The following is a 15975-nucleotide window of genomic DNA, read 5'->3' as shown; positions in this document are numbered from 1 at the left end:
CTTAATGAAAAAGAGGTGAGAGAGATGACAGATAAGAAAATCACATTACTAATTGACCAAGATGATGTACTTGCAGATTATATGGGCGCTGTAGTTGCTGCTTATAATGAAAAATATCATACAGATATAAAGCGAGATGCCTGTGTGAGCTGGAACTTATATACTGTTTTTGGGAAAGAAATAGATACAGTGATGCATGAACCGGATTTATTTAGAAATTTAAAACCTATACCGCATGCACTAGAAGTATTTGAAAGACTTTATATGAGTAATTTATTTGAAATATATATTGTAACGGCAGCTAATCCGAGAGCAGTAGAAGCTAAGTATGAGTGGATTGAAAAATACTTACCGTTTTTCCCTAAGAATCATATTATTGTGTGTAGCAGCAAATTTATGATTAAAGGAGATTATTTACTGGATGATGGTATGCATAATATTGAAGATTTCGCAAATGCAGGTGGTAAATCCGTCGTCTTTGATAAACCCCACAATATGCAGAATCCACATAGCTATCCTCATGTGTCAAGTTGGCTGGAATTTGAAACTTTCATTATGAATGAATGCTACCCAGAGCGCATACAAGAATACTTCCAAGAAGAAGCGATATCTTAGGGGAGGTTGTGAAATAGGTTTGCCATTACTGGGCTGCACTTTATGCAATCTGTGATGTGCTGAGCTTGTACTTCAATAGATTACTCCGAAGGCATCCCAGCAGTGCGTAAGTGTTGTAAAACTATTTATAGTTTTGCAGCACCTTTTTTTAGGTTAAAAGATAGTGATGTAGCTGTAACACAAATGAAATAATATATTTGTTATAATAGGGTGAAGGTCAAAATATAATATATAGTTTAAATTGTAATAAATAGGGGGAAAACCAATGAAAAATATACAAAAAGTCATTTTAATGGGTGGTATGGTATTTGCATTAACTTTTAATACAGTTCCAGTAGCAGCAGCTACATATTCGGCAGTTGAATTAACAGATGAAGCAGTAGTAAAGGTGATAACAGGTGATATTCCAACAATTGAAAAGGAAGGAACACTGGCGCCTATTACAATTAGCGAACGCTATATAGGTTCTTTAACAGGAACTAGAACAAAAGCTGATCGCACAATTACCCTTTCTTTAAAAGGAACAAACTATAGTTTTGCATCAGAAACACCTAAAATCACTTATGCAGGTGGTTTTAAAGATATTAATGAAATAACGGTTTCTTATGGTGAAACAGATGGAAAAGAAGATAAGCAGATTTTAGAATTTGTACTACCATATGATAAGGGCGTAGAGAGTTTAGGAACATTCCAAATTACAAACTTAAAGGTAGTGAGTGAAAAGGTAGTAGAAGGCGATTTGACACTTCAAATTCAAGGCTCTTCAGAAATAGGTACAGATATAAAAGTGGCACAGGTAAAATCTTATGGTGCAACGCTTAAGGCATTAGATACTAATTTAGAGGATGTGGTGGCAGGAGATGCAGGAAACTTTAGTTTTAGCATAACAGAAGGTATGCCAGATAGCTTTATTCCAGGACGTACAATTGAATTTACACTGAGTAAAGGATACTTTGGAACAGCAGATAAAAAGGATGTTATAATTGGAGCCATATTAGTTAATGGTAAAGACATTAGCAAAAAGGCGGAGATAACACCTATTATTGAGGGCGACCGCATTACAGGCTTTGAATTTACATTGCCAGAGTTAGACCGTACGATTAGTAATGAAATTACCTTTAAAAATGTTTTAGTTTATGCAGACGTCACACAAAAGGGAAATGTGGTTTTAAATATGGATGGACGCGGTGTTGATAAGGGCGATAGCATTGTTATAGGGCAGATTAAGTCACCTATTGCAACACAGGTAGAAGGCTTCAAAGCACAGGTAGGCATAAAAAATCAAATAGGTGGTAAAGTAACCATTAGTGAAACAAGTAAATCTATGTTAAATAGAGGATTAATTACTTTAGAAATAGAGTCTCAAAATGGTATTACTTTTAGAGGAGAGCCGGATGTAGAAGTCGTAGAAGGAGATTTGAAGGTAAATGTAATAGGATGGGATGATGAAAATCCTAACTTATTAACATTACGCGTTGTTCAAAAATCTTCACAACCATCTGTTCTTGAGATTAGTAATTTCCGTGTCAATGTAAGTGAAATAGTACCTGATGGAAAATATGCGCTTACAATAGGTGGAAGCGCTATTGCACCAGAAGCTGAGGGAACACTGAAATTTGATGGATTTTTAACGACTAAATATGAAGAAACGAATACAAACACCAATGGTGGCAGTAACAACAGTAATAATAACAATAATAATAATTCAAATGACGTTAGCAAGAAAACGATCACAAAATTTACAGTAGGTAATCAAAGTTACATTATTAATGAAGAAACACATACAATGGATGCTGCGCCATATATTGAAAGTGGGCGCACGATGGTACCTCTTCGCTATGCTGTAGCAGCAGCTGGTGTTAATCCTGATGATGTGGAATTTTCAAAGGGCGTTATTACTGTGCCAGCAAGTAAGCTTATTAAGATGACATTAGGTAGCAATATAGTGACAGCAGATGGTAAGGAATATACAATGGTAACAGCACCAAGTTCTGTGAATGGTAGAACGTATATACCGATTTCAGAGCTTGCAAGTATTTTAGATTTATCAGTAAGCTGGGATAAGGAAAAAAAAACAGCTACATTTGAATATTAAAAAATAAGGAGAAGAAAAGATGTATTTTGATTCACATGCACATTATGATGACGAAAGATTTGATGAAGATCGTTTTGAACTTATAGAGAGCATTCATGAAAGGGGTGTAGGGTATATAGTGAATGCAGCAGCAGATATGCCTTCTTGTTATACAAGTTTAGCGCTTGCACATAAATATCCATTTATATATTGTAGCATTGGCGTACATCCACATGATGTCAAAAGCTTAGATGATGAAAAATTAGCTGAGCTTAAGAAGTTAGCTGGAGAAGATAAGGTTGTAGCTATTGGTGAAATTGGGCTAGATTATTATTATGATTCATCACCAAGAGATGAGCAGCGTAAGTGGTTTAAAGCGCAACTTGCGTTAGCAAAAGAATTAGACCTTCCAGTTATTATTCATAGCAGAGAAGCTTGCCAGGAGACATTTGACACAATTATGGCAAGTGGCGTAAAAGAAGGTGTGATTCACTGCTTTTCAGGAAGCAGTGAACTTGCTAAAGAATATGTTAAAAGAGGATTTTACATTGGTGTAGGAGGAAGTCTTACCTTTAAAAATGCTAGAAAAGCCGTAGAGGTAGTAGAGACTATTGGTTTAGAGCACATATTAATAGAAACAGATGCACCTTATATGACACCTGTACCTCATAGAGGAAAAAGAAATGATTCTTCTTATTTAGAACATGTAGTAGAAAAAATTGCAGAAATTAAAGGGATTTCAGCAGAAGAGGTAAGTGAGATAACTTGTCAAAATGCCAAAAAACTCTTTAGAATAAAGTAGATTTAAAACTAAAATGGAATAAGGATGAAAAATAAAAAAGCAGCTTTTGGAAAAAGCTGTTTTTTTATTTTGTGTAGTATTACTAAACTTTGGCTTTATTATAGATAAGGAAAGGGAGGATAAGGTAAATGTAAAAGTGTCTAATAAATTTATGAAATGAAATAAATAATTGTATAAAAAAACGGAGACAAAATAGAGTATATCCTCCTAAAGAAAAACACCAGTATAAAAATGATAAAATGCCAGAAAATCATTATTAAACAAATGTTACGTAATTGTTAAGTCACTTTTTTTATAAAATAAAAAATAAGTGGCTGAAAGCCTTGAAAATACGTAAAGGTTTAAGAATTATTTTTGATTTTTTTGCGTTTTATTTTTTAAAATTATTACAAAACACTTGAAAAAGTCTGTGTGATATATTACAATTCTATTTGTAGTTGAAATAAAAACACAATTACATTTATTACCAAAACGTTGTAGTAAAGCACGATTCACCAGATCAAGTGAGAAAAAACGATTGTTTGAATAAGTAAAGATAAAACTAAACTTTATCTTAGGCAAGCAGTTGACTTTAAGGAGGATATCATGAAGAATCGAAGTAGGATCGCTTTATTGATTGTAGTGTTGTTTATGCTAGGAGCAGTTAGTATCACAGCCTATCAATCCATGTCAAAGATTATTACATTAGTCGATGACGGGAAAGTGACTCGATATGAAACAGATGCAAGTAGCGTACAAGAGCTACTCACACAGTTGGAAATTACATTAAATGACAAGGACACTGTGGACCCAGATTTAAATACAAAAATTGAAGACAATTTAAGAATTACTATAGACAGATGGAAACCAACAGTTAAGTTCGTTTTAAATGGTGAAGAAGTAGAATTTAAGACAGACTTTAAAACAGTAGGAGACATCATTAAAGCAAAAGGTTTAAGCGATGAAGAAGGCATTACAGTAGAGCCAGTAGAAAATACAGCTATTACAGATGGCATGAAAATCGTCGTAAAAACTAAAGAAACAAAAACAGTTACTGAAGAAAGACCAATGAGCTTTGAAACTGTTGTGAAAGAAACAACAGACTTAGAAGCAGGTGAAACAAAAGTTACACAAGAAGGACAAAATGGACTTAAGAAAGTAACTACTGAGCAAACTTATGTCGGTGGTGAATTAGTAAACGAAGAAGTTACAAATGTTGAGATTGTACAAGAACCAACAGATAAAATCGTTTTAAAAGGCATAAGAAATTCTGTAAAAGATACTACAACTGGTGAAAAATATGCGTATAAGAGAGCTATCAATGTAGAAGCGACGGCTTATACAGCATATAACGGAGATGGTTGGGGTAATCAAACAGCTAGTGGAATGACAACAGCCGTTGGTGTAGTAGCCGTTGACCCTAATGTAATACCATTAGGAACAAGACTTTATATCGAAGGATATGGTCTTGCAGTTGCTGGAGATACTGGTGGTGCAATTAAAGGGAATAGAATAGATTTATTCTTTAATACATCAAGTGAATGTACGGCATATGGTCGTCAAAATACAACTGTGTATATCTTAGAAGATCAAGACATAGCACTATCAGAAATAAGAAGATAAAATATAGAGGTGGGTAGCGAAAGAGCTACCGCCTTTTTTATTTTAGTGGCGGTAGCTCTTTCGTATAAGAAATGAGGACAAAACTTTAATTTGGATGAATATTATGTTATAACTAATAGATATTAATAAATACTTATGTAACATAATATAGGAGGATGAGATGCAGACTTTAAAGCGATTTATTAGTTATTATAAGCCGCATAAAGCCTTATTTTTTGCAGATATGGGCTGTGCACTGACTTTGTCGGGAATTGATTTGGCATTCCCGCTTTTAGTACGTTATTTAATGAATGACATTTATGTACTAAATGATAAAGCGGTTATACTTAAATATATTGGGCTGATTGGAGCAGCCTTATTGGGTATGTATGTGATTACATACTTCTGTCAGTACTTTATTACTTCATGGGGGCATATCATGGGTGCCAGAATGGAATCCGATATGCGAAGAGAGTTGTTTGGACATTTAGAGAAACTTTCATTTTCATATTATGATGAAGTGAATACTGGGAAATTAATGTCTTGTATTGTTAATGACCTTTTTGATATTTCAGAATTAGCTCATCATGGGCCTGAGGATATCTTTATTTCAGCCATCAAGATTGTGGGAAGTTTCATTGTGTTAAGCATTATTAATGTTAAGATGGCACTTATTTTAACTGGATTTACAGGCCTTATGTTATTCTTTGGACTTTATTATAACCGCAGAATGAAAGCAACCTTTAGAAAAAATCGTGAGAAGATAGCTAAAGTTAATGCGATTACACAAGATGCATTAGGTGGCATTCGTGTCGTAAAATCTTTTGCAAATGAGCATGTAGAGATGAATAAGTTCGATGAAGGAAATAATGAATTCTTAGAAACAAAATGTGATAGCTATCAGATTATGGGGCGTTACTTTAGTGGCAATGGATTCTTTAAGAACCTGTTATATCTATCAGTTGTTTTAGTGGGTGGATATTTTATCACAACAGGTGAAATGAATGTAGCAGATGTGACTGTATATATTTTATATATTAATACATTCTTAAACCCTATTGATAAACTTGTAAACTTCACAGAGCAATTTCAAAAAGGGCTTTCTGGATTTGAGCGTTTCTTAAAAATTATTGATACGAAACCTGAAATTCAAGATGCTAAAAATGCAGAAACACTTCAAAATGTCAAAGGGGATATTCATTTTGAAAATGTATGCTTTAGTTACAATGAAGAGAAGGATATTTTAAAAAATGTAAATATTAAGATTCCTGCTGGTAAAACAGTAGCCTTAGTAGGGCCTTCAGGAGGCGGTAAGACGACTTTCTGCTCACTTATCCCTAGATTCTATGAAGCAACCTCAGGACGCATTACAGTGGATGGTAAGGATATTAAGGGGCTATCACAAACATCTCTTAGAAATGCTATAGGGATTGTACAACAAGATGTGTATTTATTCTATGGCAATATCAAAGAAAATATCGCCTACGGTAACCCGGATGCTACAGACGAAGAAATTGTGGAAGCAGCTAAGAAGGCAAATATTCATGATTTCATTATGAGCCTCCCTCAAGGTTATGAAACCTATGTAGGTGAGCGTGGTGTAAGACTTTCAGGTGGACAAAAACAAAGAATCTCTATTGCAAGGGTATTCCTAAAAAATCCACCAATCTTAATATTAGATGAAGCAACATCTGCACTCGATAATGAAAGTGAAAGATATATTCAGCATTCACTAGATGAATTAGCTAAAAATAGAACAACACTTGTTATCGCCCATAGATTAAGCACAATACGTAATGCCGATGAAATTCTTGTACTCACACAAGAAGGCATTGCAGAACGCGGCAGCCATGAAGAGTTAATGGAAATTGATAATGTGTATGCAAGACTTTATAATATGCAGTTTGCATAAGTGAATTTTTTAGAGAGCAATGAAACACATAAGTATAAGTGTAAAATTATGGGCAATAATCTAAAAAAAGATTTAAGTATTATATGATGACAATTAAGATATATTAGATATTGTGTATTAACAAAAAGTAAAGCATAGAAATGCTAGCAGGATAGATACTGAAGAAAGTAGGTGAAAACGTGAATAAAAGTTTTTTGACTTAATGAAGTTCAAGTATCCAACACGTCAAGTTAGCTTTCACACAATTAAGGCATTAGATCATATAGATTTTATTAAAAGCTATAAGGTGGATTAACAAAAAAGAGGTGATTTCTATGAATGGGAATCACCTCTTTTTTACGTTTGGCATTTTGTTATTCTCCTTATCTAGTATGTAATTTTTTAATTAAAAGACTAATTAATATGGTAGCTAGTACAATGCACAGTACTAAAGTCAGCAGGCTAAATGGAGAAGGACGTTTTTCATAGACAGGAGGTATAGGGATGCCGGCTTCTGTACTTGCGTAGGTATCCGTATAGATATTAGTCGAAGAATTAGCATATATGTTGCTAGACATATTATAGTGAGCATAAGAATGCATTGGCTTAAAGAACAAATGTCTGTAAAGATAATAATTTGCAAAGCTATAGTTAGAGTTCCAAGCCGTGTGGGCTATGTTTTTGCCAAAGTTAGTATATTTGCTTTGAGTGCCAAAAATAGAGTTAGTGTAGGCTATATTAGCATACTCGGAAGTATCATTCCAAGTATCGGTCCACGTATTGGAGTTATTGTTGTTTGTTGTACTATGATTTGTAGTCCATTTATTAGCTTCATTAGTTGTGCTAGAAGTGGCAGTTGATTGATTATTAGCATCACCAGTTGTTTTAGAGCCTACAGATGACTGGATGGCATCATTTGTATGAGCAGTATTTGAACTATTTGCAGAGCTAGAACTTGAAGAAGATGTAGTACTGCTAGTAGCCTTATTAGAAGAAGATGTATCAGTGTTATTGCTGCTATTCTTGCTGGTGGAAGATGAAGAAGATGTACTACTGTTACTGCTAGAACTCAAAGATGACTTTTTGCTTGATGAACTTGAACTACTGGAACTTTTTTTTGCAGATTTTACCTTTGGTGTACTTTTTCTAGAATGTGAACTGCGGGTTTTTGCAAAGCATGTATTTGAAATAGAGAGGGACGTCAGTCCGAATAACATTAGGTTTTTTTTCATATTTTATATTGTCCTTTTTATGTAATATTTCAGTGCATTTATAAAGTGTTTAATTAGGAATAAGATATAATTCATTTCACGCGCCTAATTAAGCTTTGCTTTATTATAACTGATAAGGCACTTGAGAGGAAAACATAAAATGGAAGAAACGTTGAGCTATTAATAAAACTTGTATAAAAAGTGTTATGAAATATACAGTTAGGTTGTCTAAGAGGTAAAGGAGGAGAAGGCCGAAAGACTGCTGTTATATTAAATATCAAAGTCCCACAAGATGAAAAGATAATATATAATGAGGATATAAAAGTAGGGGCCTATACGCTTAAATTACTAGAGAGATATCATACACTTTACGAATATGGGAAATATACCAGATGAGATAACTTTTGAAGTAGGTCAAATTATGATAGGTATACAAGGAGATTGGGACATTCAGTTTGAGTAGATTAAAATAAAAGGAGATACAGATGGCATTACTAAAACAAGGTGATAAAGTAGCATTAGTGGCATGTTCTAATGGACAAAATAAGCAAAATGAAGGAATGATTGCACAGCTTATAAGCACCCTTAATGAAATGGGTGTAGAAGCAGTTTGCAGCCCTTATCTTTATGCCGACGAAGATGTATTTAATGGCACAGCGCAGGAAAAAGGCGAAGCACTTATGTCATTTTATAAAGACGAGGACATAAAGGCAATCTTTGATATATCAGGCGGTGATTTAGCAAATGAAGTGTTAGGTCGATTAGATTATGAGGTGATCAAGAAAAATAATAAACCTTTCTTTGGGTATAGTGATTTAACTACTGTAGTTAATGGTATTTATGCAAAGACGGGAAATAAGGGATACTTATATCAAATTCGCAACATCATAAGGGAAGAAGCAGAACTTCAGCAAACGTGGGTAAGAAAAACTCTATTTGAGGATAAAAAAGAACTGCTAGACTTTTCCTATGAATTTGTACAAGGTGATTGCGTAGAGGGAGAAGTGGTTGGCGGAAATATTCGTTGTTTCTTAAAATTAGCAGGGACACCATATATGCCAGATTTCACAGATAAGGTATTATTGCTAGAAGCTATGAGTGGGGGGCCTGCACAAATGAATACCTTTTTAAATCAATATGCACAGATGGGTGCTTTTGAGAAGGTGAGAGGAATTATCCTTGGCAGTTTCTCAAAGATGGAAAAAGAGGAGCTTCAGCCAGATGTGGTTACTTTATTAAAACGCATTTTAAATCAGTCAGATTCAAAAAGGGTAAGAAATTTACCAATTGTAAAGACTAGGGAAATAGGTCATGGCGCGGATTCCAAAGCAGTTGTTATTGGCGAAGTTATTAAGTTACAGAATATGAGTAGGTAGATAATAAGTATATAAATAGACATAAGTATATAAATAGACATAAGGATTAAATAGGTGGTGGACAATTCCTGCCTAAATTATGTTAAATAAGGGCAAAATATGATATGATAGTGGGATAAGTAGTTAAAACAAGGAGCGAAATATATGCAAAGAGTAGCAACACCAGAGGGTACTAAAGCGTTACTGAATAAGTATGGCTTTACTTTTCAAAAGAAATTTGGACAAAACTTTTTAATTGACCCAAGAGTTTTAGATAAAATCATTGATGCAGCAAACATTACAAAAGATGACTGTGTGATTGAGATTGGACCTGGGATTGGGAGTGTCACACAAGCTTTACTTGAGAATGCGGGTAAAGTTATTTCAATTGAAATTGATGATAAATTAATTCCAATTTTAACAGCAGAATATGGACACAATGAGCACTTTAAACTCATTCATGAAGACGTTTTAAAAGTAGATCTTAAAAAACTTATTGCTGAGGAGTCACCAAATCGTCCAATCAAAGTTGTAGCGAACTTACCATACTATATTACAACACCTATCGTAATGACACTTTTAGAAAATGAGTTACCTATCGAAAGTATTACAGTTATGGTACAAAAAGAAGTAGCAGACCGCCTGGCTTCTAAACCAAGCAGCAAACAATATGGGGCAATTACAGTATCTGTTAATTACTATGCCACACCATCATTAGTAGCTAATGTACCAAGAAACTGTTTCATGCCAAGACCAAATGTTGATTCAGCTGTTATTAAACTGACTGTAAATCAAGAACCAGTGGTAAAAGTAAATAATGTACAGCAAATGCTGAAGATTATTAGAGGGGCGTTCATACTTAGAAGAAAGACACTTTTAAATACTCTTGCAGCACACGGTGAATTAGGGATTCCAAAAGAAGAACTTAAAACACTTCTTGATGAAAGCGGCATTGGTGCACAAACTCGTGGTGAAACTTTAAGTCTTGAAGACTTTGCAAGACTTTCAGATTATATTGACGAACACAGAAGTAACTAAAAAAACAAAGGGACTGTATTTAGAAACAGTCCCTTCAGATTGTTGACAAATGAATTTTCCCAAAATAAACTCACAAATTAAGTGAGGATTATTCAAGAAAATCTATTAAAATAGGGGTAAAAAGAGCAGTTTAGGTCCATTTTTACCTCTGTTTTCTATTTCTAGACTAGTAAAATACTATGGAAAAGTTAATTGTCTACAGCCTGAAGGGACTGTATTTAGAAACAGTCCCTTTATTTTTTAATTAATGTTAGATAGTGTATGGAAATTTTAGGTAAATGAGTAGGGTATGAATAGAAAAAATGGATTTGTGGCATAAAAATAAAAAAGAAAACATGTTGACAAACCTAAAATTGAAAATTATAATAAAACCAATTTAAAAAGTCTAACAATTTAAAAATATTTAAGACAAATAATAAATAAAAAATCTATCAATGCATAATCAATTAGAGATTAAAAATAATTTAGGAAAGGAGAAATATGAGGATGAAACGTATATCTAACTTAATTAATGTAGCAGCAAAATTTAATACATTCTTTTTTAGCTGGGGCTTTTACTTTTTTAGCGCTGGTTCTTTTTGCTGTCAACAAAATAAGTTAGAGCCTTTTGGCATATACGTCTAAATCATATATCTTACTTTTACCTATACAAGATATAAGGCCTTATGCCCATTGGAGCATAAGGCCTTTTTAGTTCTAAAAATAAAGTACCTGGTAAATTGATTGCCTAAGCGCTATTGCACTGATTTGAAATATTAATAGGGCCCATTAATATTTGCAAAATGAAGCTAGCCATAAGTCAATTTAATTATAAAAAGCAACTTGTTACTCAAACGTAGAAGATATAACAGACAGCAGAGCCATGAACATAACAGGAAGCAAGACATATAAGTTAAGTAAAGATATGGATTGTGATGATTATAATTAATAGAAGAATTTATGAGAATAGATTTCATGAAATGAAAAATAATGAATAATGGGAGGCAGTAACTATGATTATTGTAATGAAAAATAAAGTAAGCCAAGAGGAAGTACAAAAATTTATGAAAGAAATTACAGATAGTTATAATGTGCAAATACAAGTTAATGAAGGCAATGCGTGTACAGTGCTAGGACTTATTGGAGATGCATCATCTATTGATATAGATGATATTGAAAGGGATTCAAGGGTAGAGAAAGCGATGCGTGTGAAAGAACCTTATAAAAAGGCAAATCGCGCATTTCACCCTGATGATACAATTTTAGATATTTGTAGTAGGAAAATTGGGGGTAAGGATATTGCCATTATTGCAGGTCCTTGCTCGGTGGAAAGTGAAGAGCAGATTGTGAGCATTGCAGAAGCTGTGAAGCGTTCTGGGGCAACATTTCTTAGAGGTGGTGCTTATAAACCTCGTACGTCACCATATTCATTCCAAGGTTTGGAGGCAGAAGGGTTAGAACTTTTGAAATATGCAAGAGAAAAAACAGGACTTCCGATTGTTACAGAAATTATGGATCCAGCTACTTTAGATCAATTCGTAGAGGATGTAGACATCATTCAAGTGGGGGCAAGGAATATGCAAAACTTCGCGCTCCTCAAACAGCTTGGTCAAACAAGAAAGCCTATTTTATTAAAGCGTGGGCTTTCAGCAACTATTGAAGAATGGATTATGTCAGCAGAGTATATTATGGCAGGTGGCAATGAACAAGTTATCTTCTGTGAAAGAGGTATTCGAACCTTTGAAAATTACACACGAAATACTTTGGACTTATCAGCTATTCCAGCTATTCGTAAATTAAGTCACTTACCAATTATTATCGATCCAAGTCATGCGACAGGACTTCGTTATATGGTAGAGCCAATGTGTATGGCAGCTATAGCAGCAGGAGCAGATGGGCTTATCGTAGAAGTTCACAACAATCCAGCTAAGGCGCTTTGTGATGGACCACAATCTATTACACCAGATCAATTTGAACATTTAGTAGAAAAAGTAAAACGATATGCAGCAATAGAGGACAAACGTATAAGTGGGGTGGAATAAAAATGGAAGAAGTACATTATGCAGGGATTCAAAAGCAGTTAAAAATATCTATTGAAAATTTATATGCTCATAATGAGCGTGCACTAAGTCAAATCGAAGAGGGTTTAAATACTTATTTTAACCCCTTTCCAGTTGTAGGGTATCAAGGGGTACCAGGAGCTTATGGTGAGCAGGCGACTATCAATTATTTCCAGGGAAATTGGTCGAAATGTGTAGCCCATGAAGAATTTCAAGATGTTTTCGATGCCCTTGAAGCAGGAAATATTGATTATGGCGTTATACCTATTGAAAATTCTAGTGCGGGAGAAGTACTGGATACATATGACCTCATCAAAAAATATAATTTATATATTGTAGGAGAAGAAATTGTAAAAGTACAGCACAACCTTTTAGGTGTAAAAGGTGCAAAACTAGAGGACATTAAAGAAGTTTATTCTCACAAACAAGCTATTTCCCAATGTAAACCATTTTTAAAGGAAAATAAGCAGATTACGCCTATTCCTTATTTAAATACAGCTGCCGCTTGTGAATATGTAGCAGGATTAAATGATGTAACAAAGGCGGCTATTGGAAGCAAGCGTGCAGGGGAGCTTTATAGATTAGAACCTATTAGAACCAATATTCATTTCAATCAGAATAACTGTACAAGGTTTATTATTTTAGCTAGAAAAATGCATATCCAAGATAACTGTGACAAAATTAGTATCTGTTTCACAACAGAGCATACAAGTGGGTCACTTTATAATATACTGGGTCATTTTGCATATAATGGATTAAACCTTTTAAAGATTCAATCACGTCCGCTCTTAGAAAGAGAATGGGAGTATTACTTTTTCGTAGATATTGAAGGTAACTTGCAAGATGCTAATGTACTTATTGCCCTAAGTAGGGTAGAAGAACAAACAAGATATTTAAAAATATTAGGTAACTATGAGAAATTTAAATAAAATAGCCATTAAGAGATGCAATAAATAATAGGAGAGGTAGAAATAAACTACCAGTTTAATGTCATAGACTCTGAAAGAAACTATAATTAATTTATCAAAGATAAGTGCTGCAAGAGACAAGTTACTTATCAGAAGTAAATGTAATACGGATACATAGTTTGCCAAGGAGGTAATGGCATGGAACAAATGTTAGTGACAAAGGGATTAAATGAATTAAAATTATTAGATAGTAGAATTATGCGTAAGATAAAAGATGCAAGTTTCATTAGTGTAGCGAAACTTTCTGCTGTAAATGTGGATGGAAAAGTATCAAAAGAAGAATTCAAGGCAAATGCAAAGGCTGACTATATGGCCATAACAGATCTTATTAAACGAAGAGATAAGATTAAGGCAGCTATTGTGAAGTCGAATGCAATCATTATGGTAGAAATAGCAGGTAAAAAAATGACAGTAGCAGAAGCAATTGATAAAAAGAATGCTATTGAATATGAAAAAAGACTGCTTAAAAAGCTTTCTGAGCAATATGCTATGGCTATTGAAATGGTTAATTATGAAAATGCTAAAGTGGATGACAGTGTAGAAAGACTTCTTATAACGGCTTATGGTAAAGAAGGAAAAGAAAAAATTACAAAAGCAAGTCATGATGCCATTGCCGATCCTTACCGTGAAGCGAATGAATATGGTTTAGTCGATGCCTTGGAGGCGGAGAAAATCATCAAGCATATGACAGATGAGATTGAAGCATTTGAGAGCGAGGTAGATACTTGCTTACAAATTTCTAATAGCACCACAGTAATAGAAATAGAATAATAGTAGATTTGCAGTTATACGAAAATCTTAAATGAAGTCCCCTTCCACTAAGGGTTAGCGTGGAAAATTTTAGATATAGCTTAGGCTATTTGGCAGATTCTTAAAGATGGCACGTAGATAAATGGTCAATGTTTAATGATGAATGCTCAATGGTCAATGCTTAATGTTAACCGCATAAATGTTCAAGGATGAATGATTAATGGTCGATTAAATCCATGAGAAATGTTTGTACAGGTTGACTTCTTACTGTTAGGTTTAACACATGGCTGTATAGCTGCAAATAATATTAAATTGCTTGGAAAATATTGCTTAAAGTAATAAGGATAGCTATAATAAAGCATAGTCTATAGAGAAACCAACTAAAACTTGAAATATACATGCAGTTAAGTTGTTTTCTCACAATGATTTCACATTGCTAAAGAGTATGAATAACTAAAGTTTATAGAGAAACCAACTAAAAACTTGAAATATACATGTACGTAAGTTGTTTTCTCACAATGATTTCACATGACTAAAAACTATGAATAACTAAATTTTATAAATGTGAAATCTATATAAATGTGAAATCTATATATATAGAGGAAAGTAATCTATATAAATAAACTTATAAATTGTAGGAGGTGTGCCATGAGCACCAGTATATTTCCAACGGTAAATCTAAAGGCAACGGGCGCTAATATTGTAAAACTTAGAAAGGCGAAAGGTCTATCAGTAAGAGATTTACAAGCGTACTTTGGATTTGAACAGCCACAGGCAATTTATAAATGGCAATGGGGTGAAAGCCTGCCTTCAGTAGATAACCTATATGCTTTAAGTAAAATATTAAATACACCTATAGATAATATCTTGGTCGGAGACGATCAGGATTTTTTTATTTATATAAAATTATATATATAATGGAAGGACTTGTGGTTTTATAGAGAGAAAACAGCTAAAACCTTGAAATATACATGTAGGTAAATAGGTTTCTCTCAATGATTTCACATGACTAAAAATCATAAATAACTAAAATTTATAAATGTGAGATTTATAATTAGATAAATTTGAATATTTTATGAAAAGATATATAGTACATTGAATACATTTAAGAGAATGCGTATAATAAAGAGAGAATGTAAAATAATAGAGTTAATATTTTTAGGAGGACTTACAAATGAAACAAAGAGTACACACAGACAAAGCACCACAAGCAATTGGACCATATTCACAAGCAATGGTTGTAAATGGTATGGTTTATACATCTGGTCAATTAGGCATGGGACCAGATGGCGTTCTTAAAGATACAGTTGTAGAACAAGCAGAACAGTCAATTAAGAACCTTATCGCAGTACTTGAAGCAGCAGGGTCAAGCATTGATAATGTTGTAAAAACAACAGTATTTTTAGCAGATATCAATGACTTCGTAGCTGTTAATGAAGTATATGGTAAATACTTTACAGAACCATACCCAGCAAGAAGTGCAGTTCAAGTAGCTAACCTTCCAAAAGGTGGAAAAGTAGAAATTGAAGTTATTGCAACAGTATAAAAATTAATTCAATGATTTCACATTCCTAAAAACTATGAATAACTAAATTTTATAAATGTGAAATCTATAGAGAAACCAACTAAAACCTTGAAATATACATGTAGG

14 protein-coding genes are annotated in these 15975 nt (G+C 33.6%); 13 read left to right on the top strand and 1 reads right to left on the bottom strand.

The window, feature by feature from the left end; translation table 11 throughout:
- Positions 1 to 24: 24 nt before the first annotated feature.
- The 5 genes from AC1VAQ_RS04370 to AC1VAQ_RS04350 all read left to right on the top strand — a co-directional run bounded on the left by AC1VAQ_RS04370 (position 25) and on the right by AC1VAQ_RS04350 (position 6984).
- The gene (locus AC1VAQ_RS04370) at positions 25 to 615 is read left to right on the top strand and encodes a 5' nucleotidase, NT5C type (protein ID WP_302597108.1); all 591 of its coding nucleotides are present in this window, start codon (positions 25 to 27) and stop codon (positions 613 to 615) included.
- Positions 616 to 880: 265 nt separating this feature from the next.
- On the top strand, positions 881 to 2710 hold the full coding sequence (locus AC1VAQ_RS04365; protein ID WP_479903513.1) for a stalk domain-containing protein: 1830 nt from the start codon (positions 881 to 883) through the stop codon (positions 2708 to 2710).
- 19 nt (positions 2711 to 2729) lie between these two features.
- Entirely contained in the window at positions 2730 to 3491 is a 762-nt protein-coding gene (locus AC1VAQ_RS04360; RefSeq protein WP_479903512.1) for a TatD family hydrolase, read from the top strand.
- Positions 3492 to 4076: 585 nt separating this feature from the next.
- On the top strand, positions 4077 to 5093 hold the full coding sequence (locus AC1VAQ_RS04355; protein ID WP_302597111.1) for a 3D domain-containing protein: 1017 nt from the start codon (positions 4077 to 4079) through the stop codon (positions 5091 to 5093).
- Positions 5094 to 5253: 160 nt separating this feature from the next.
- Positions 5254 to 6984: an ABC transporter ATP-binding protein gene (locus AC1VAQ_RS04350; protein ID WP_303244385.1), complete on the top strand. Its 1731-nt coding sequence runs from the start codon at positions 5254 to 5256 to the stop codon at positions 6982 to 6984.
- Positions 6985 to 7346: 362 nt separating this feature from the next.
- On the opposite strand, the gene AC1VAQ_RS04345 is transcribed toward AC1VAQ_RS04350, so the two are convergent.
- Positions 7347 to 8195 carry a hypothetical protein gene (locus AC1VAQ_RS04345; protein WP_302597113.1) on the bottom strand — a complete coding sequence of 283 codons (849 nt, stop codon included), beginning with the start codon at positions 8193 to 8195 and terminating at the stop codon, positions 7347 to 7349.
- 464 nt (positions 8196 to 8659) lie between these two features.
- Between AC1VAQ_RS04345 and AC1VAQ_RS04340 the strand changes: the two genes are divergently transcribed.
- From AC1VAQ_RS04340 to AC1VAQ_RS04305, 8 genes are all read left to right on the top strand, one after another.
- Positions 8660 to 9550, top strand: a complete 891-nt coding sequence (locus AC1VAQ_RS04340) for a S66 family peptidase (protein ID WP_302597114.1) — start codon at positions 8660 to 8662, stop codon at positions 9548 to 9550.
- 144 nt (positions 9551 to 9694) lie between these two features.
- Positions 9695 to 10567, top strand: a complete 873-nt coding sequence (rsmA, locus tag AC1VAQ_RS04335) for a 16S rRNA (adenine(1518)-N(6)/adenine(1519)-N(6))-dimethyltransferase RsmA (RefSeq protein WP_302597117.1) — start codon at positions 9695 to 9697, stop codon at positions 10565 to 10567.
- A gap of 486 nt (positions 10568 to 11053) precedes the next feature.
- Positions 11054 to 11191: a hypothetical protein gene (locus AC1VAQ_RS04330; RefSeq protein WP_479903511.1), complete on the top strand. Its 138-nt coding sequence runs from the start codon at positions 11054 to 11056 to the stop codon at positions 11189 to 11191.
- 368 nt (positions 11192 to 11559) lie between these two features.
- Positions 11560 to 12588, top strand: coding sequence for a 3-deoxy-7-phosphoheptulonate synthase (aroF, locus tag AC1VAQ_RS04325; RefSeq protein WP_302597119.1), 1029 nt, complete (start codon positions 11560 to 11562; stop codon positions 12586 to 12588).
- Between the two features lie 2 nt (positions 12589 to 12590).
- Entirely contained in the window at positions 12591 to 13535 is a 945-nt protein-coding gene (locus tag AC1VAQ_RS04320) for a prephenate dehydratase (RefSeq protein ID WP_303244380.1), read from the top strand.
- Between the two features lie 177 nt (positions 13536 to 13712).
- Positions 13713 to 14345, top strand: coding sequence for a hypothetical protein (locus AC1VAQ_RS04315; protein WP_302600279.1), 633 nt, complete (start codon positions 13713 to 13715; stop codon positions 14343 to 14345).
- Between the two features lie 627 nt (positions 14346 to 14972).
- Positions 14973 to 15242 (top strand): helix-turn-helix domain-containing protein, encoded by a 270-nt coding sequence (locus tag AC1VAQ_RS04310; RefSeq protein WP_302600278.1) that lies wholly within the window; start codon positions 14973 to 14975, stop codon positions 15240 to 15242.
- A 256-nt stretch (positions 15243 to 15498) separates the two neighbouring features.
- Entirely contained in the window at positions 15499 to 15870 is a 372-nt protein-coding gene (locus tag AC1VAQ_RS04305; protein WP_302600277.1) for a RidA family protein, read from the top strand.
- The last annotated feature ends 105 nt before the right edge of the window (positions 15871 to 15975 follow it).

It is taken from the genome of Cellulosilyticum sp., assembly GCF_982396655.1.
The sequence above is the reverse complement of the archived record's forward strand: the minus strand, read 5'-3'. Positions and strand labels throughout refer to the sequence as shown.

Excerpts from the sequence above, each read along its gene's own strand:
- AC1VAQ_RS04370 (WP_302597108.1), top strand. The coding sequence starts at position 25 with ATGACAGATAAGAAAATCACATTACTAATTGACCAAGATGATGTACTT.
- AC1VAQ_RS04365 (WP_479903513.1), top strand. The coding sequence starts at position 881 with ATGAAAAATATACAAAAAGTCATTTTAATGGGTGGTATGGTATTTGCA.
- AC1VAQ_RS04360 (WP_479903512.1), top strand. The coding sequence starts at position 2,730 with ATGTATTTTGATTCACATGCACATTATGATGACGAAAGATTTGATGAA.
- AC1VAQ_RS04355 (WP_302597111.1), top strand. The coding sequence starts at position 4,077 with ATGAAGAATCGAAGTAGGATCGCTTTATTGATTGTAGTGTTGTTTATG.
- AC1VAQ_RS04350 (WP_303244385.1), top strand. The coding sequence starts at position 5,254 with ATGCAGACTTTAAAGCGATTTATTAGTTATTATAAGCCGCATAAAGCC.
- AC1VAQ_RS04345 (WP_302597113.1), bottom strand. The coding sequence starts at position 8,195 with ATGAAAAAAAACCTAATGTTATTCGGACTGACGTCCCTCTCTATTTCA.
- AC1VAQ_RS04340 (WP_302597114.1), top strand. The coding sequence starts at position 8,660 with ATGGCATTACTAAAACAAGGTGATAAAGTAGCATTAGTGGCATGTTCT.
- rsmA (WP_302597117.1), top strand. The coding sequence starts at position 9,695 with ATGCAAAGAGTAGCAACACCAGAGGGTACTAAAGCGTTACTGAATAAG.
- AC1VAQ_RS04330 (WP_479903511.1), top strand. The coding sequence starts at position 11,054 with ATGAAACGTATATCTAACTTAATTAATGTAGCAGCAAAATTTAATACA.
- aroF (WP_302597119.1), top strand. The coding sequence starts at position 11,560 with ATGATTATTGTAATGAAAAATAAAGTAAGCCAAGAGGAAGTACAAAAA.
- AC1VAQ_RS04320 (WP_303244380.1), top strand. The coding sequence starts at position 12,591 with ATGGAAGAAGTACATTATGCAGGGATTCAAAAGCAGTTAAAAATATCT.
- AC1VAQ_RS04315 (WP_302600279.1), top strand. The coding sequence starts at position 13,713 with ATGGAACAAATGTTAGTGACAAAGGGATTAAATGAATTAAAATTATTA.
- AC1VAQ_RS04310 (WP_302600278.1), top strand. The coding sequence starts at position 14,973 with ATGAGCACCAGTATATTTCCAACGGTAAATCTAAAGGCAACGGGCGCT.
- AC1VAQ_RS04305 (WP_302600277.1), top strand. The coding sequence starts at position 15,499 with ATGAAACAAAGAGTACACACAGACAAAGCACCACAAGCAATTGGACCA.